The sequence below is a fragment of the Tsuneonella litorea genome (assembly GCF_025154015.1).
Classification (GTDB): domain Bacteria; phylum Pseudomonadota; class Alphaproteobacteria; order Sphingomonadales; family Sphingomonadaceae; genus Tsuneonella; species Tsuneonella litorea.
Genome location: NZ_JAOAMV010000003.1, coordinates 359,327 through 376,864, shown reverse-complemented (window position 1 = coordinate 376,864; position 17,538 = coordinate 359,327). Strand labels below are relative to the sequence as shown.

The following is a 17,538-nucleotide window of genomic DNA, read 5'->3' as shown; positions in this document are numbered from 1 at the left end:
GAGGGGACAGGGGCACATGGCGCAGCCGACGCACGTTCTGGCAATCGATCAGGGGACCACGTCGACGCGGACGATCGCGTTCGATGCGCAAGCGCGCCCGGTCGCGACCGCTCAGCGGGAATTCGCGCAGCACTACCCGCAAGGCGGCTGGGTGGAACACGATCCCGAGGACATCTGGCGGGATACCCTCGCGACGCTGCGCGAGGCGATCGCGGGCAGCGGCGTCGCGGCGGACCGCTTTGCCGCGATGGGCATCACCAACCAGCGCGAGACGGTGGTGGTCTGGGACCGCGAGACAGGCGCGCCGATCCACCGCGCCATCGTGTGGCAGGATCGCCGGACCGCCCAGACCTGCGCCGACCTCCACGCTGCCGGCCACGAGGCGCTCGTCAGCGCCAGGACGGGGCTGCTGCTCGACCCCTACTTCTCCGCCACCAAGGTCGCGTGGATCCTCGACAACGTGAAAGGCGCGCGCGCGCGGGCCGAGGCGGGCGACCTCGCGTTCGGCACGATCGACAGTTTCCTGCTCTGGCGGCTGACCGGCGGGAAGGCCCACGCGACCGACGTCACCAACGCGGGCCGGACGCTGCTGTTCGACATCCATGCCCAGCGCTGGGACGAGGACCTGTGTGCGCTGTTCCGCGTACCGATGGCGATGCTGCCCGCGGTGCACGACAACAGCCACCTGTTCGGCACGACGGCCGAGGGCCTGCTCGATGCGCCGATCCCGATCGCGGGAATGGCGGGCGATCAGCAGGCGGCGCTGTTCGGCCAGGCCTGTTTCGAACCGGGGATGGCCAAGTCGACCTACGGGACCGGCTGCTTCATGCTGCTCAACACCGGGTCCGAGGCGATTGCATCGAAGCACCGGTTGCTGACCACGCCCGCCTACCGCCTGGGCGGGCGGATGACCTACGCGGTCGAGGGGTCGATCTTCGTTGCCGGCGCGGCGATCAAGTGGCTGCGCGACGGGATCGGCGTGATCGACTCGGCAAGCGATACCGCCCGGCTCGCCGAAAGCGTGGGCGACGACCACGGTGTCACCCTGGTTCCGGCCTTCGTCGGACTCGGCGCGCCCCACTGGGACCCGGATGCGCGCGGGGCGATCTTCGGACTGACGCTCGACGCGGGCAAGGCCCACATCACCCGCGCGACGCTCGAATCGGTCGCATTCCAGACGATGGACCTCGTCGAGGCGATGGTGGCCGACGGCGCCGACGACCTCGGGGCGATCCGCGTCGACGGAGGGATGGCGGCCAACGACTGGCTATGCCAGTTCCTTGCCGATATTCTGGGCGTCGAGGTGGAGCGGCCGGCCAACATCGAGACGACCGCGCTCGGCGCCGCGTTCCTCGCCGGGCTAGCGACCGGGTTCTGGGCCGACCTCGATGCGCTGTCGGCCACGTGGCGCTGCAGCCGGCGGTTTTCGCCAGCGATGCCGGCCGAACGCCGCGCGCGCCTGCGCGAGGGATGGCGGGCCGCCGTCGCCAAGACGCGGACGACCGCGAGGGACCGGGCGGATTGACTTGCGGATGCTGCATATTAGATAACTCTGATATGATGATCCATCCGTCCCTTCGCGAAGTGGTCGCGCGCGCATGACGTTGCCGGGGTTTCCTGACGCTGCTTCCCTTGCCGGGCTTGCCGGTGGCGTCCTCATCGGGCTTGCCGCGGCCCTGATGCTCCTTGGCATCGGCCGGATTGCAGGGGTTTCCGGCGTACTGGCGCGCGCCGTCGGCCTTTCGGGCGGAACACTGCCGCGCGCCTCGGCGTGGTCGTTCGTGCTGGGCCTCCCCCTGGGCGCCGCAACGGTGGCGCTTGCGACCGGGCAAGGTGTCGGGAGCTTTCCGGGGCCGGTCCCGCTGGTCGTCGCGGGGCTGCTGGTCGGTTTCGGTACGCGGCTTGGCAGCGGGTGCACCAGCGGCCACGGGGTTTGCGGCGTCAGCCGCTGGTCGCAGCGCTCGCTCGTCGCGACCGTCGTCTTCATGGCGAGCGGCATCGCCACCGTGGCGCTTGCCGATGCCGTGTTTCCGGGGCTTCTGCCATGATCGCGCGGATCGGACTTCCGCTGGCAGCCGGAACGCTGTTCGGTGCGGGCCTGGCGCTGGGCGGAATGACCGACCCCGCGCGGGTGCGCAGTTTCCTCGACCTGTTCGGGGATTGGGATCCGACGCTGGCGTTCGTCATGGGCGGGGCGGTGCTGGTCATGGCAGCGGCCTGGCGTATCCAGAAGCGACTGCGCCACCCGTTGCTGGCAACCGCCTTCGCGCTTCCCGAGCGGTCCGACGTGTCCCTGCCGCTGGTCGCCGGCGCCACCATCTTCGGCGCCGGTTGGGGCATCGCCGGGCTGTGTCCCGGCCCGGGTCTCGCGTCGCTGGCGATCGCGCCGGCAAAGGGCGTCTGGTTCGTTGGCGCGCTGCTCCTGGGAATGGCGCTGCACAAGCTCGTCTTCCGCGATTGACCTGTCGCGCGTAACGGGCGCGGCAGTCTTGGTCGTCTATGCACGCGGCATGGGGCGGCGCATGGGCGGAAGGATCGGTGTTCGCCGGGTCCCCACGGCCGGTGCCGGCGCTCGGCATCGACATCCCGCGGGCGGATTAGCCGGATAAAACAGGCCGCTGTCATTTCCCGGACGGGTTGCCTATGCAGTCGTGGGGGATTGACGCCGTGGCGAGAGACGACGCCCTTAGCAATGACGGGAGCGCCCAGCCCAGGGCGTCGCTGTTCGGCGCGTTTTTGCTGAGCGACGCGCAGGGCCGCCAGATCGCCTTGACCAATCGCCGAGCGCGTGCGCTGCTTGCCATGCTCTTCGCCGCGCCTGACGAGCCGCTCGATCGCGACCACCTCAGCCGCCTGCTGTGGCCCGGCCGGTTTTCGGCGCAGGCAAAGGCAAGCTTACGGCAGTGTCTGCTCACGCTTGAAAAGGCCCTGGGGGGCGCCGGCGTCGACATCGTCGAAATCTCGCGCAGCCATGTCGCGCTCAAGCCGGGCAGCGCGACGAGCGACCTCTCTGACCTCGAACGGGCGCTCGCCGAAGGCCGCCTCGATTCGGCCTGCGAACTCCTGGCGGCGATCGGCAATCGCCCCCTGCTCGACACATTCGCTCTCGACGAGGCGTTCGCGAAGTGGCGCGAAACCCTGCGCACACGGGTAGAAAGCCGGATCGCGATCGCGATCGACCGGGCCCTTGCCGGGGCCGATCGGGCAGGAGATCACGACGCCCGCGACCGCTTGCGGGAAGCCTGGCAGACAAGTGGGCGCGCCACCGCGCGCAGGGCCGACGAGCGCAAGCGGATCGCGGTGCTTCCGTTCGAACAGTTGGACGCGATCGGGGGTGAATTCTTCATGGCCGAAGGCGTTGTCGAGGAACTCGGCGCGCGCCTTGGTGCCATTCCCGGGCTCGCTCTCGTCGGGCGAACCTCGATCGCCGCCGTGGCGGACGGTGCACACACGCTTCCCGAGATCGCCGAGGCGCTGGGCGCGACGCACCTGGTCGAAGGTACCGTCCACCGCTTCGCAGACGCGGTCCGCGTCGCGCTGCGCCTGATTGACGGCGCAACCGGCACCGAGGTCTGGTCCGAGCAGTGGGACGGCACGCTCGAAAGTGCGATCTCGATGCGGCACATGATCGGCAGCCACGTGATTGCCAGCTTGTGCAAGGCGCTCGATATTGACGTCCCGGCGGGCGCGGCAAGGCGCATGACCGCCAGCCGCGAGGCCTATTCGCTTTTCCTGCAGGGGCGGGCGCTGACCTTCCGCGCACTCACCCCAGGCGTTGCCGACAAGGCAGTCGAACTGCTCGAGCAGGCGCTGACGCTCGATCCCGATTTCGCGGAGTGCTGGACCGCCCTTGCCGAGGCTCACGTCCACGTCGCCGTCTTTACGCCGTGCCTCGACCGGGTCGAGCGATCGCGAAAGATGGCGCATTATGCTGCCCGGGCGATCGAGCTCGATCCGCGGCGCGGTCACCCGCGGGCCTTGCTGGGCATCCACGAGTGGACCCGGCAGCGTCCCGTGCTGGCGCTCGACCGCGCGTTCGACGCCTATCGGCTCGAGCCGACCAACGCCGACGTGGTAATCCGCCTCGGTTCGTTCCTGCTCTATATCGGGCGCACGCGCGAAGCCCTGCCGTATCTCGAGGCGGGGGTCGAACTCGACCCCGTCTACGGGCGGAATCACGTCATCCTGTCGATGGCCCACTTCAGCCTGGGCAATCTTGCCGAGGCGCTTGCCGCCGGGCGGCGCGCGGTCGATCTTGGAATGCCGGCGATGTGGCTGGCGATCGTGCAGGCGGCGATGGGCGACCACGAGACGGCCACCGCGACGTACTACGACGCGCGCCTGATGATGAACACCGTCATCCAGCCGCCGGCCGGCACCGATCCACTGCCAGACGCCGCGCGCGATGCCTACTGGGCCATTGCGGCGAGGGGCACGTGCGGCAACGATCCCGTTGCGCGGGCGACGTACTGCATGATGCTCGACGGGCTGCACGAGACGATGCCCGACCCGCACGATGCGAGCATCATCCATCCGGCTATCTGGATGGGCCATGCGGAACTCGTGATGAAGATCTATCGGGAGCAGATCCATCCGGCCAACATGTACGCTCTGATGAGCCTGTGGGCCGACGTCAATCCGATCGACCGCACGCGCAAGCATCCCGAATTCCTGCGTTTCGCGAAGGAGATTGGCCTGGTCGCCGCGTGGGAGAAATACGGCTGGCCCGATTCGCTGCCGCGTCCGCCCGTTGCGTAGACGTCCACAAGGTACTGCCGGGTCTCGAATTGACGTTTTTTTGACGGACGGCCCGGTTGACGGGGCGCCGCCAAGCTACGAGCATCGGGTAATCGAAACACGGCGGTTGTCGGCCACTTTCGGCGAAGGGCGTTCCCTTCCGAAAGTCGGCGGCGCGCGTCCGTCGCAGGGGGCGACGGGCGCGCGTGGGCCGCTCCGCCAAGCTCTCGCCGCCGGGACTTCTGCGACCCGCGTCCCGGCGGCGGGATCCCGAGGGGAGGCGGCATGGCATCGATCTGCACCCCGGATCCGCGGCGTGGGGCGCGTCCGCAGCGACGGCCATATGTCGATCTCGCCCGCGCAATCGAGCAGTCAATGTGACCGCGCGCCGCGACCTTTCGTCCGGCATCGCGACCGTCTTCCGGCCCGTCACTGTGATCGCGACCGTTACCGCGCTGATGCTGCCGCTTGCCGGGTGCTCGCAGGCGGCGTCCGGCGACGATGACCCGGCACCGGCTCAGCGGGCAGTCTCCAACCCCGATGCGCGCAGCACGAAACAGCAAGTCCTGGTCGCCGTCCACTCCGCGGCCGCCGGCTTCAACGCGCGCGATGCGCACAAGGCGCTGGCGATGTTCGCGCCCGATCTGGTCAGCATGTTCCACGGGATGCCGAACGGGACCCTTGCCGACGAGCGCATCACGACGCGCACCCAGGTCACCGACCCCGCGATCAGCCTGACGCTTACCGACGAAAGTGTCGACGTGGCAGAAGCGGGTGACATGGCGGTCTATGCCGCCAAATACCGCTTCGGGTTCACCGATCCTGCGACGGGCCGTCCGGCGAGCGAAACCGGGAACTGGGTCATCGTGTTCAGGCGGCAGCCCGATGGCACCATGAAGGCGAACAAGGCGATCGTATCCGACCTTCCGGAAGAAGGCTGACGTGGGCTTCGCGGCGCCCTCGTTCGATCTCACCGGACGGGTGGCAGTCGTTACCGGCGGCAATCGCGGTATCGGCCGGAGCATTGCACTGGGACTGGCCAGCGCGGGCGCGTCGGTCGCCATCCTCGCTCGCGACGCAAACCGCAACGCGGCGGTCGAAGAGGAACTCGAGGCGTTTGGCCAGCGCGCCTTCGCCGACACGCTCGACTTGACCGATCGGTCCACGCTTGGTCCGGCGATGGAGCACGTCGAAGCAGCGCTGGGACCGGTCGACATCCTGGTCAACAACGCGGGTACCGCCGACATCAGCGGCGGAATTCTCAGTCAGGACGAGGAAGCCTGGGACGCCGCACTCGCGATCCACCTGACGGCGACGATGCTGTTGTCCCGGGTCGCCGCGTCCTCGATGAAGGAGCGCCGCGGCGGAAAGATCGTGAACCTCGCGAGCATGTACGCGATCTTCGGGGCCGGCAGCTTGCCGAGCTACGGTGCGGCGAAGGGAGGGGTGGTGCAGCTGACCAAGGCGATGGCGGTCGAACTCGCGCCGTTCGGAATCCAGGTCAACGCCATCGCCCCCGGATGGATCGCGACCGAAATGACCGCCGTCGTGCGGGACGACGCGGCCTGGTCGGATATGCACGCGATGTTGATGGCGCGTACGCCCGCCGGTCGCTGGGGCGATGCCGACGAATGCGCCGGCGCCGCGATCTTCCTCGCCAGCGATGCCGCGCGCTTCGTGACCGGCGTCATGCTGCCGGTCGACGGCGGGTATTCGATCGCGGCCCCCTCATGCTCGCACTGATCGCGATCTGCATTCCGACCGGAATCCTCCATGCGCGCCAGCGCAGGCTGACTGCCGCAGGTTCCGCCGTGATATGAGCCAAGAGGGGGGAAGACGATGTCCGGATCCGGCCCGAGCATCCCGATTGTCGTTGCCTGAGGCCGCGCAATGGCGTCACGCGCGAAGATGAAGGGGCGCGCCGGCCGGACCGTCTGGCGGCTGATCGGTCCGGCGCTGCTGTTTTCCGGCGCGGCCATCGGCACGTCGCATCTCGTCCAGTCGACGCGTGCAGGGGCGATGTACGGACTGGGGCTGGTCGGGGTGATCCTGCTGGCAAATGTCCTCAAGTACCCCGCCTACCGGTTCGGGGTCGACTACGGCCACGCACGGCATCGCTCGATCATGGCGGGATACCGCGAGCTCGGGCTGTGGGCGCCGCTGCTGTTCGCCGCCGTCGCGATCGCCATCGTCCCGATCGTTCACGCCGCGCTGGCGGCGGCGACCGCGGGAATCGCGATCGCGGTGACGGGTGCATCGCTTCCGGTTCCGGTGGTCGGCTCGGCCCTGCTGGCAATCGTCGCGGCGATCCTCCTCGTGGGCGGTTACGACTGGCTGGACCGGATCAACCGGGTCCTGCTGGCGTTCCTCGTCCTCTCGACCCTGGCAACGACCGCGATGGTGCTGCCGCGGGTCGATTGGGCAACGCTGACCGACCTGTCGTGGACCGGGGATCCCAAGGCGATCCTGTTCGTCATCGCGCTCGCCGGGTTCATGCCCAACCCGCTAGACGTATCGGTGGGCCAGTCGATGTGGACCGCCGAGGCGGAAAAGCGCCTGCCGCCGGGTGAGCGCAGCGACCTGCGCGATGCGCGCGATGCGTTTCTTGTGGGATACATGATGACCGCCGTGCTGGCGGTGTGCTTCTGCATCATGGGGGCGGGCGTCATGCATACCGCCGGAGTGGACCCGGAAACCAGCGCGCCAGGCTTCGCTGCGCAGGTCATCGGGCTCTACAGCGCCGCCCTTGGCGAAGGCGCGGCGGCGCTGGCCGCGGTCGCGGCTCTGTCTGTCATGCTGACCACGCTCCTCGCCGCAATCGATCTCGGCGCACGCTACGTCGCGACGTTCTGGGAGGAAGGACTGATGCACCGCGGCGACCGGGCGTTCACCCGGGTGTACCGCGGCGCGGTGCCGTTGCTGGGGCTTGCGGCCAGTGCGGTGCTGTTTCTGTTCACGGCATCGTTCACGGCCATGCTCGATCTTGCGACGAGCGCCGCTTTCGTCGGTGCTCCGGTGATCGCCGCTGTCAATCACCTCGTGGTGACCCGCGCCTCGCTGCCGGAGGACGCCCGGCCGGGACCCGCGATCCGCGCGCTCAACCTTGCCGGCATCACGATCATGGCGGCGCTTGCGGTCGCGTATTTCCTGCTGTGATTCTTGCCGATTGCGTCGGGAAAGGCTTGACTCGGCGCTGGCGAAGGGGTCGCTGGACCCGATGCGATCCGACACCACTCGAACTGGCGAACCCGATGGCCTGACCGACGGGCTCGGCCGGCGGTTCGCCTATCTGCGGTTGTCGCTGACCGAGGTGTGCAACTTTCGCTGCACCTATTGCCTGCCCGATGGCTACATCAAGCGGTCCGGCCGCCCGAGCGAGCTGACGCTGCCCGAGATCGAGCGGGCGGTTCGTGCCTTCGCGTCGCTCGGGCTGTGGAAGGTACGCCTGACCGGGGGCGAGCCGACCGTGCGCAGCGACTTCGACGCGGTCGCGCGCGCGGTCGCCGCCGTTCCGGGCGTGCGCCGCGTGGCGATGACGACGAACGGCTGGCGCCTCGCCGAGAACGCGCGGGCCTGGCGCGCAGCGGGGGTGAGCGCGGTCAACGTCAGCGTCGATTCGCTCGATCCCGCCAGGTTTGCCGCGGTCACCGGGCACGACCGGCTGCCGGCGGTGATCGCCGGGATCGACGCGGCGCGCGAAGCGGGGTTCGCCAGCGTCAAGCTCAACGCCGTGCTGATGCGCGGGGTCAACGACGACGAGCTCGAGGCGATGATCGACTTCGTCCGCCTGCGCGACATCTCTTTGCGCTTCATCGAGGTCATGCGCACCAACGACAATCCCGCGTTCTTCGCCGAGCGTCACGTCCCCGGCGAGGCGGTGATCGCCCGACTCGAAGGGGCCGGCTGGCACCGCCTGCCGCGCGCGCCAGGAGCCGGCCCTGCGGTCGAGTTCGGCCATCCCGACGCCGTGGGCCGGATCGGCATAATCGCTCCGTATTCGAAGGACTTCTGCGCGACCTGCAACCGCCTTCGCCTCAGCGCGGACGGCCGGCTGCACCTGTGCCTGTTCGGCGACGGCGGGTTCGACCTGCGGCCCCTGCTGCAGGACGACAGCCAGCACGACGCGCTCGTCGCGCGGATCAGGGCGCTGACCGCGACCAAGGCTCCCGCACACCGTCTGCACGAGGGCGACAGCGGCGCGACCCCGCACCTCGCCTCGATAGGAGGCTGACCGTGGCCCGCCACGGCCCCGAAGCCGCTACGATCGAGGTCGAGCTGTGCGGAAAGCTGGCAGAGCTTCATGGCCGCCTGTTGGCGCTCTCCGTCCCCGGCGAGGGATGCACGGCGGGCATCGTGCTGGCGCGGGCCGCCGAAGCGGTAGACGGGCTTGCCCCGATGGTCGCCGAAGGACGCGTCAGGGTCTGCATCAACGAGGTGGTGGTGTCCGATGGGGCCGCCGTTGGTCCGGGCGATCGGGTCGCGCTGTTTCCGCCGGTGTCGGGCGGATGAGCGCCCAGGTCGACCTGGTCCACCGGGCGTTCGATCCGGCAGAACTGCTAGAGGCGTTCCACCGCGGCGCGGACGACGTGGGCGCGGTAGTGAGTTTCACCGGCTTCGCCCGCGGCAAGGCCCGCGAGGGCGCGCCGGTCGCCGCACTCGTGCTCGAAAGCTATCGCGGGGTGACCTTGCGCTCGATGGAGGCGATCGCCGCCGAAGCGCTGGACCGGTTCGACATCGCGTCCTGCCGGGTGGTCCACCGCGACGGGACGATTCTGCCGGGCGAGGCGATCGTCTTCGTTGCCACCGCTGCGCGCCATCGCCGGGCGGCATTCGAGGCGGCCGACTACCTGATGGACCGGCTCAAGACCGAGGCGGTGTTCTGGAAGCGCGAGGAAGGGCCCGGCGGCGGCCGCTGGATCGAACCGACCGACGCCGACAGGGCCGATGCGGGCCGCTGGGCGTGATCGGCCTCGACGAAGCCCTCGCGTTGATCGCGGACCGGGTTGTGCCGCTCGGGACCGAGACTGTGCCTCTGGCCGAAAGCGCCGGTCGCACGCTCGCGGAGGACTTATGCGCGCGGAGCGATTCCCCGCGGCACGCGGTGTCGGTGATGGACGGCTATGCGGTGATCGACGCCGCGACCCGGCCGGGGAAGACGTTTGCCGTCGTCGGCGAATCGCGCGCGGGAAGCGGGTTCGACCGGACGCTCAAACCGGGAGAGGCGGTCCGCATCTTTACCGGCGCGCGGCTGCCCGCGGGCGCTGACCGGGTGATCGTCCAGGAACACGCAGAGCGCGACGGGGAGCGGGTGCGTTTTGTCGAAGGATACGGCCCGGCAACGCACGTTCGCCCGGCCGCCAGCGACTTTCGGGCAGGAGACGTACTGCTCGCCGCGGGAACCCGGCTCGATCCGCGCGCGCTGGTCACCGCTGGCGCCGCCGACCGGGCCGAGGTCAGGCTTGCGCGGCGACCGCGCGTGGCCGTGATTGGCACGGGGGACGAACTGGCCGCTCCGGGCAGCGCCCACCTCGAGCCCGACGCCGTGCCCGAGAGCGTGACCCTGGGCGTCGCCGCGATGGTCGAGGCGGAGGGAGGGACCATAGTGGCGCGTGATGCGGCCGCCGACGAGCTTGCCGCGCTGACGAGGCACGCGGGCCGCGCGCTCGACCAGGCGGATCTCGTGGTCGTGACCGGCGGCGCTTCGGTCGGCGAGCGCGACTTCGCCAAGCCGATGTTCGAGGCCCACGGGCTCGACCTGGTGTTCTCGAAAGTGGCGATCAAGCCGGGCAAGCCCGTCTGGCTCGGGTTGGCAAGGGGCAAGGTCGTGCTGGGGCTGCCGGGCAACCCGACTTCCGCGATGGTGACCGCGACCCTGTTCCTCAAACCGATACTCGCCCGCCTGCAGGGCGTTCGGGCGGATCACGCCTGGCGCAGGCTGCCGCTGGCGGCACCGCTCGCGGCGACCGGGGACCGCGAGACGTTCGTCCGCGCGCGGTGGGCGGCCGAGGGCCTCGTGCCGCTCGGCAACCAGGACAGCGGTGCACAGGGGCCACTGGCGCGCGCCGACTGGCTGGTGCGCTGCCCACCGCATCACGGCGAACGCGCCGCCGGCACTGAAGTCATGGCGCTGGCGTTCTAGCCTCCCCGGCGGGATAGGACGGCGGTTCGCTCCGCCACCGCGGGGGCCGCGAGCAGGGTATCGAGCGCGGCATGGTTTCGCCTGCGCCAGTTGGGATGGGTGTCGGTCGTCCCGGGCAGGTTGGGTTGTTCGCGCTCCGCCAGCAGGTCTTCGAGCGGCACGATCGCCAGCGACGACGGCGTCCGGGCAATGTGCGCGATCGCGGCGTCGACCGCCGGTTCCGGTTCTTCCGGAGCGGGACGGGGCAAGCCGCCCCCGATGGTCGACCACAGCATCCCGCGGTCCCATTCGCGCACCGATTCCGCTTCGGCACGCGTCGTGCGGGGGCCAAGGCGGCCGCACCGCTCGGCCCAGTCGAGGTCGCGCCCGCTCCACCATCCGGCAACGGTGGGGGTGTCGTGGGTGCCCGTCATGGCGACGGCCGTCGGGCGGTAGTCGTCCGCGCCGCGGAAGCCCGCGTCCGCCGCGCGGGCAAACCACAGCACTTCCATGCCGTGCAGCCCGCGATCCGCGATCGCCTCGGCAAACCCGTAGGGGCTCGTGCCGAGGTTTTCCGCGACGACGATCGCTCCCGCCCGGTGGGCTTCGAGCACCAGGAGCCGCAGGAGGTCGCGGAACGGATAGGACAGGTAGGCCCCGTCCGTGGCACTTGCGCCTTCGGGAATGACCCACAGCCGTTCCAGCCCGAAGGCATGGTCGACGCGCAGGCCCCCGCCAGCGGCGAAGCCCGACCTCAGCATGGCGATGAACGGCGCGTAGCCGGTACGGCGCAGGCCCGCGGGCGAAAAGGTCGACAGGTGCCAGTTCTGGCCCTGCGGCCCAAGCGGATCGGGCGGCGCGCCCACGGTAAGCCCGCCGAGCATCGCGTCGCGCAGGCTCCAGCAATCGCTCCCCGCCGTGCTGACCCCCACGGCCAGATCGGCGATGATGCCGATGTCCATGCCCGCTTCCCGCGCGGCGCGCTGGCTTGCGATCAGCCCCTCTCGCGCGAGCCACTGTACGAAGAGGTGGAACGCGATCTCCTCGGCGTTCTCCCTCACGAAGCGGGCGACAGCGGGTCCCGCCGGGTCGCGATAGGCCGACGGCCAGTCCTGCCACCCCCGTGCACCGGCTGGCGCGAAACGCGCGTAGAGGGCGTCGAACGTCGCATGGCGGACGAGGGTTGCATCGGCCATCGCCGGATCGCGCGCGATGCGGGCGCGCGTGCCTGGGTCGAGTGCGTCGAAGCCTGCGCGAAGCTGCGCGAGGCGGGCGGGCATGGCCCCTTCCCAGTCGATCAGCGGCGGCCCTTCGGCGGGCGGAATGGGCGGCAATCCAGCCAGCGCGGGATCGGCCATCGCACCGTTGAGGAACAGCCGGCTCGACGGGGAATACGGGCTGAAATCGCGGCCTTCTCCCGGAAACAGCGCGTGCACGGGGTTGATCGCGACCGATGCGGCGCCCTTGCTCGCGAATGTCGTGCAAGCCCTCGCGAGGTCGCCGAACGTTCCGAAGGGGGCGGCCCCCCGAAGAGCGGAGATCTGCACGGCGGCTCCCCAGTGGCGGACCCCGCGCGGTATCTGCGGCGCCCGCGGGGGAGCGACCGCCAGTTCGAGCGTCTCTTCACCCAGCGCCAGGCTGTAATAACCCGGTGCGCTCGGCGCGGCGAACCCATCGCCTATGTGCGCCAGCCTGACGGTGCGTCCGTCCTCCCCGGTGGCTTCCGCGCTGTGGTGCCCGTGCGCCGCCGCGATTGTCTGGCCGGGGTCGGCGACGATCATCGCTGGCAATCGCCCGGCCTGCCCGCCGGCCGGGTCGTCACCGAGCGCGCCGAGAATCGCTTCGAGCGTATCGTCCGGCACGGTGCGTTCGTGGCCGTCGACGTCGCGCCAGTGCCGGGCGATACCGCAAGCTGCGGCGCGTTCGTGGAGCGAGTCGATGGCGGCCTCGAAAAAAAATCGCTGCGAGCTTTATGCATTCGGCCGCGAAACAGCCGCTGGCAACTGTTTTTGATGCAGTGCAACATGAGTGCAGTCGTATGCGATTCGACATTGACGCGGCGCTTCGCCATCGCGTCGGGGGCGATCCGCCAGCAAGGGGGCGACAGGGACGGGCATGGAAGAGCGTATAGTCAGCGTCCTGAAGCACCGCGTCGGCAAGAACGAGCACGCCGCCAAGCCGCACGACTGGTACAACGCGGCCGTCTACACGCTGCGTGATCAGGTGATCGACGCATGGATCGAATCCACCACCCGCACGCACGAGGCGAAGGGCAAGCGGGTCTATTACCTGAGCCTCGAATTCCTCATCGGCCGGCTCTTGCGCGATGCCATGTCGAATCTGGACCTGACCGGCGAAATGACCGCGGCGCTGGCGGCCCACGGCCTCGACCTTGCCGCGATCGAGGAACTCGAGCCCGACGCCGCACTCGGCAACGGGGGTCTGGGCCGGCTTGCGGCCTGTTTCATGGAAAGCCTCGCGACGCTCGACATCCCCGCCTATGGCTACGGCATCCGTTACGTGAACGGGATGTTCCGCCAGCGGATCGACGAAGGCTGGCAGGTCGAATTGCCCGAGACCTGGCTTGCGCACGGCAACCCTTGGGAATTCGATCGGCCCGAAAGCGCCTATGAAGTCGGCTTCGGGGGCGAAGTGGTAAGCGAGGGCGATACCGTCACCTGGAACCCGGCCGAGGTGATCGAGGCGAATGCTGTCGATACGCCGGTGGTCGGGTGGCGCGGAAAGCGGGTGAATACCCTGCGGCTGTGGACCGCCAACGCGATCGACCCGATCAGGCTCGATGCTTTCAACGCCGGCGACCACATAGGCGCATTGTCCGCCCAGATGCGCGCCGACAGCCTGGTTCGCGTGCTCTACCCCGCCGACAGCTCGCCCGCGGGGCAGGAGCTGCGGCTGCGGCAGGAGTTCTTCTTTTCCTCGGCCTCGATCCAGGACATCGTCCGGCGCCATGCGCAGTATCACGGCGACGTGCGCACGCTGCCTGAAAAGGCGGCGATTCAATTGAACGACACGCACCCCTCTGTCGCGGTCGCCGAGCTGATGCGCCTGCTGACCGATGAACACGGGCTGGCTTTCGTCGAGGCGTGGGACATCACCAGGCGTACTGTCAGCTACACCAACCACACGCTGCTGCCCGAGGCGCTCGAAAGCTGGCCGCAGCCGCTGTTCGAGCGCCTGCTGCCGCGCCACATGCAGATCGTATACGCGATCAATGGCCTGGTTTTGAAAGAGGCGCGCGAGGCGGGCCTGTCGCCCGAGTCGATCGCGGCGATTTCGCTGATCGACGAGCACGGCGAGCGGCGGGTGCGGATGGCGAACCTCGCGTTCGCCGGCTCGCACAGCGTCAACGGCGTCGCGGCGCTTCATACCGAACTGATGAAGGAAACGGTCTTCAAGGACCTCCACGCGCTTTACCCGGGCCGGATCAACAACAAGACGAACGGCGTCACCCCCCGGCGCTGGCTGCAGCAGTGCAACCCGCGCCTGACTGGGCTGATCCGCGAGACGATCGGTGACGGCTTCCTCGACGATGCGGAAAAGCTCGAGGCGCTGAACGCGCACGCGGGCGATGCGGCGCTTGGCGAGCGGATCGACGCGGTCAAGCGCGCCAACAAGGTCGACCTGGCGAAACACATCAAGGACCTGATGGGGATCACGGTCAACCCGGACGCGATGTTCGACGTGCAGGTGAAGCGCATCCACGAGTACAAGCGGCAGCTTCTCAACCTGATCGAGACGGTCGCACTCTACGACGAGATGCGCAGCCATCCCGAACGCGACTGGGTGCCGCGGGTCAAGATCTTCGGTGGCAAGGCGGCGTCGAGCTACCACAACGCCAAGCTGATCATAAAGCTCGCCAACGACATTGCGCGCCGCGTGAACGGCGACCCTTCGGTGGGCGACCTGCTCAAGGTGGTGTTCGTGCCCAACTACAACGTCAGCCAGGCCGAACGGATCATCCCGGCGGCCGACTTGTCGGAACAGATCAGTACCGCCGGCATGGAAGCGTCGGGCACCGGCAACATGAAGTTCGCGCTGAACGGGGCCCTGACCATCGGCACGCTCGACGGGGCGAATATCGAGATTCTCGAGCGCGTCGGCGACGACAACATGTTCATCTTCGGCCTGACAGCCGAGGAGGTGGCCGCGCGGCGCGAGAATGGCTACGACCCGCGCGCGATCATCGAGGGCTCGCGCGAACTTTGCCAGGCGGTCCACTCGATCGCCAGCGGCGTCTTCAGCCCCGACGATCCGGGACGTTTTGCCGGGCTGATGGACGGACTGCTCGACAGCGACTGGTTCATGCTCGCCGCCGATTTCGATTCCTATGCCGCCGCGCAGCGCGCGGTCGACGAACGCTGGCGAAACCGCGCGGCATGGCGCACAAGTGCGATACGGAACATCGCCAATGTCGGCTGGTTCTCTTCGGACAGGACGATCGCCGAATATGCCCGCGACATCTGGAACGTGACTTGACCCCGTCGCCTGAAGCGATCGAGGCACTTCTCAGAGGCGAGCACGCCGATCCTTTCGCGATACTCGGCCCGCACGAAGGGCCGGCGGGCACCTTCGCCCGCGCGCTGCTTCCCGGGGCGGAAAGCGCAGAGGCCTTTTCGCTCAGGGGCGGCAGGCTCGGGACGATGAAGCGGGTCGATCCGCGCGGGCTGTTCGAAGCGAAGCTGCGGGGCAAGCCCAAGCCGGTGAAATACCGCTGCCGTGCGGGCGCGCACGAATGGTGGATCACCGATCCCTACAGCTTCGGGCCGGTGCTGGGGCCGCTCGACGACCTGCTCGTCGCCGAAGGCACACATTTTCGCCTGTTCGACAAGATGGGCGCGCACCCGATCGAGCACCAGGGCTGCGCCGGGGTCCATTTCGCGGTCTGGGCGCCCAATGCGCGGCAGGTCAGCCTCGTCGGCGACTTCAACGACTGGGACGGCGCGCGTCACCCGATGCGCCTTCGCCGCGACGTGGGTGTGTGGGAGATCTTCATTCCCGACATCGGGGAAGGTCGCGCTTACAAATACCGCATCGTCGGTCCTGACGGGGTGGTCCAGCCGCTCAAGGCCGATCCGTTCGCCTTCGCCTCGGAACTGCGGCCGAAGACCGCGTCGATCGTCGCGCATCCGGGCAAGGCGGAGTGGGGTGACAGCGACCACCGCGACCACTGGTCATCGGTCGATCCGCGGCGCGAGGCGATCTCGATCTACGAGGTTCACCCGGGATCCTGGCAGCGCGACGAGCACGGCTGGTTTCTGAGCTGGGACGAGATGGCCGCACGGCTGATCCCCTACGTCGTCGAGATGGGCTTCACCCACATCGAGTTCCTGCCGGTCAGCGAACATCCCTACGACCCCAGCTGGGGCTACCAGACGACGGGGCTCTACGCCCCCTCGGCGCGGTTCGGCGAAGTCGAGGGGTTCGCCCGCTTCGTCGACGGCGCGCACCGGGCCGGGGTCGGCGTGCTGATCGACTGGGTGCCCGCGCATTTCCCGGTCGACGAGCACGGCCTGGCCTGGTTCGACGGGACCGCGCTCTACGAACACGAGGACCCGCGGCTCGGTTTTCATCCCGACTGGAACACGGCGATCTATAATTTCGGCCGGCGCGAAGTGCGCAGCTTCCTTGTCAACAACGCGTTGTTCTGGGCCGAGAAATATCATGTCGACGGGCTGCGCGTGGATGCCGTCGCCTCGATGCTCTACCGCGACTACAGCCGCGAGCCGGGCGAATGGATCCCGAACCACGAAGGCGGGCGGGAAAACTGGGAGGCGGCCGAGTTCCTGCGGGCGACCAACCGCGCGCTCTACGGCACGCATTCCGGCGTGATGACCATCGCCGAGGAATCGACCGCCTGGCCGGGCGTCTCCGCGCCGGCGTTTGACGACGGCCCGCGCACGGCCCTTGGATTCGGGTTCAAGTGGAACATGGGCTTCATGCACGACACGCTGCACTACATGAGCCGCGATCCCGTGCATCGGCGTTACCACCACAACGAGATTACCTTCGGGCTGCACTACGCCTTCAGCGAGAACTTCGTCCTGCCGCTGAGCCACGACGAGGTCGTCCATGGCAAGGGCAGCCTGCTGACCAAGATGAGTGGCGACGACTGGCAGAAGTTCGCCAACCTGCGCGCGTACTACGCCCTGATGTGGGCGCATCCGGGCAAGAAGCTGCTGTTCATGGGGCAGGAATTCGCCCAGCGCCGCGAATGGAGCGAAGACCGCGGCCTCGACTGGGACCTGTGCGACGCGGCAGCCCATGCCGGGGTCCGGCGCCTCGTCGGCGACCTCAACCGGCTCTACCGGTCGGAACCGGCGCTCTACGCGCGCGACTGCGAGGAGGAGGGGTTCGAATGGCTGATCGGCGACGACAACGCCAACTCGGTCTTCGCGTGGCTGCGCAAGGCGCCCGGCGCGAACCCGGTTGCGATGATCGCCAACCTGACCCCGACCCCGCACGCTGACTACCGGGTTCCCTTGCCTCGCGATGGGCGGTGGAGCGAGGTACTGAACAGCGACGCGGAATGCTACGGCGGCAGCGGGAAGGGCAACCTGGGGTCCGTCATGGCGGAAGGGGGCGCGGCTCGCGTCAACCTGCCGCCGCTCGCGACGGTCTGGCTGCGTTGCGAGGAATAACCAGAACGGGAGCAGGAGAGAGGC

General features: G+C 68.8%; 14 protein-coding genes. 13 read left to right on the top strand and 1 reads right to left on the bottom strand.

What is annotated here, in order from left to right:
• Window positions 1-16: 16 nt before the first annotated feature.
• The 11 genes from glpK (at window position 17) to N0B51_RS08225 (ending at window position 10,876) form a co-directional block, all read left to right on the top strand.
• Window positions 17-1,525: a glycerol kinase GlpK gene (gene glpK / locus N0B51_RS08275; RefSeq protein ID WP_259961835.1), complete on the top strand. Its 1,509-nt coding sequence runs from the start codon at window positions 17-19 to the stop codon at window positions 1,523-1,525.
• Window positions 1,526-1,598: 73 nt separating this feature from the next.
• Window positions 1,599-2,048 (top strand): YeeE/YedE family protein, encoded by a 450-nt coding sequence (locus N0B51_RS08270; RefSeq protein WP_259961834.1) that lies wholly within the window; start codon window positions 1,599-1,601, stop codon window positions 2,046-2,048.
• Window positions 2,045-2,461 carry a DUF6691 family protein gene (locus tag N0B51_RS08265; RefSeq protein ID WP_259961833.1) on the top strand — a complete coding sequence of 139 codons (417 nt, stop codon included), beginning with the start codon at window positions 2,045-2,047 and terminating at the stop codon, window positions 2,459-2,461. The genes N0B51_RS08270 and N0B51_RS08265 overlap by 4 nt, the downstream gene beginning before the upstream one ends.
• A gap of 206 nt (window positions 2,462-2,667) precedes the next feature.
• On the top strand, window positions 2,668-4,758 hold the full coding sequence (locus N0B51_RS08260) for an AfsR/SARP family transcriptional regulator (RefSeq protein ID WP_259961832.1): 2,091 nt from the start codon (window positions 2,668-2,670) through the stop codon (window positions 4,756-4,758).
• A 356-nt stretch (window positions 4,759-5,114) separates the two neighbouring features.
• A complete protein-coding gene (locus N0B51_RS08255) occupies window positions 5,115-5,678 on the top strand; it encodes a YybH family protein (protein WP_259961831.1) in 564 nt (187 codons plus the stop codon).
• Window position 5,679: 1 nt separating this feature from the next.
• On the top strand, window positions 5,680-6,480 hold the full coding sequence (locus N0B51_RS08250; RefSeq protein WP_259961830.1) for an SDR family NAD(P)-dependent oxidoreductase: 801 nt from the start codon (window positions 5,680-5,682) through the stop codon (window positions 6,478-6,480).
• 165 nt (window positions 6,481-6,645) lie between these two features.
• A complete protein-coding gene (locus tag N0B51_RS08245; protein ID WP_259961829.1) occupies window positions 6,646-7,893 on the top strand; it encodes an NRAMP family divalent metal transporter in 1,248 nt (415 codons plus the stop codon).
• Between the two features lie 61 nt (window positions 7,894-7,954).
• Window positions 7,955-8,968, top strand: a complete 1,014-nt coding sequence (gene moaA, locus N0B51_RS08240; RefSeq protein ID WP_259961828.1) for a GTP 3',8-cyclase MoaA — start codon at window positions 7,955-7,957, stop codon at window positions 8,966-8,968.
• Between the two features lie 2 nt (window positions 8,969-8,970).
• On the top strand, window positions 8,971-9,246 hold the full coding sequence (locus tag N0B51_RS08235) for a MoaD/ThiS family protein (RefSeq protein WP_259961827.1): 276 nt from the start codon (window positions 8,971-8,973) through the stop codon (window positions 9,244-9,246).
• Window positions 9,243-9,701, top strand: coding sequence for a molybdenum cofactor biosynthesis protein MoaE (locus N0B51_RS08230; protein ID WP_259961826.1), 459 nt, complete (start codon window positions 9,243-9,245; stop codon window positions 9,699-9,701). Before N0B51_RS08235 ends, N0B51_RS08230 begins: the two co-directional genes overlap by 4 nt.
• On the top strand, window positions 9,698-10,876 hold the full coding sequence (locus N0B51_RS08225; protein WP_259961825.1) for a molybdopterin molybdotransferase MoeA: 1,179 nt from the start codon (window positions 9,698-9,700) through the stop codon (window positions 10,874-10,876). Before N0B51_RS08230 ends, N0B51_RS08225 begins: the two co-directional genes overlap by 4 nt.
• Here the strand turns inward: N0B51_RS08225 and malQ are convergent.
• Window positions 10,873-12,717 carry a 4-alpha-glucanotransferase gene (malQ, locus tag N0B51_RS08220; protein ID WP_259961824.1) on the bottom strand — a complete coding sequence of 615 codons (1,845 nt, stop codon included), beginning with the start codon at window positions 12,715-12,717 and terminating at the stop codon, window positions 10,873-10,875. The two genes, N0B51_RS08225 and malQ, sit on opposite strands and share 4 nt — an antisense overlap.
• Window positions 12,718-12,970: 253 nt before the next feature.
• Here malQ and N0B51_RS08215 point away from each other — a divergent pair, with 253 nt between their 5' ends.
• Window positions 12,971-15,352, top strand: a complete 2,382-nt coding sequence (locus N0B51_RS08215; protein WP_259961823.1) for a glycogen/starch/alpha-glucan phosphorylase — start codon at window positions 12,971-12,973, stop codon at window positions 15,350-15,352.
• Window positions 15,349-17,514, top strand: a complete 2,166-nt coding sequence (gene glgB / locus N0B51_RS08210; protein ID WP_259961822.1) for a 1,4-alpha-glucan branching protein GlgB — start codon at window positions 15,349-15,351, stop codon at window positions 17,512-17,514. Before N0B51_RS08215 ends, glgB begins: the two co-directional genes overlap by 4 nt.
• The last annotated feature ends 24 nt before the right edge of the window (window positions 17,515-17,538 follow it).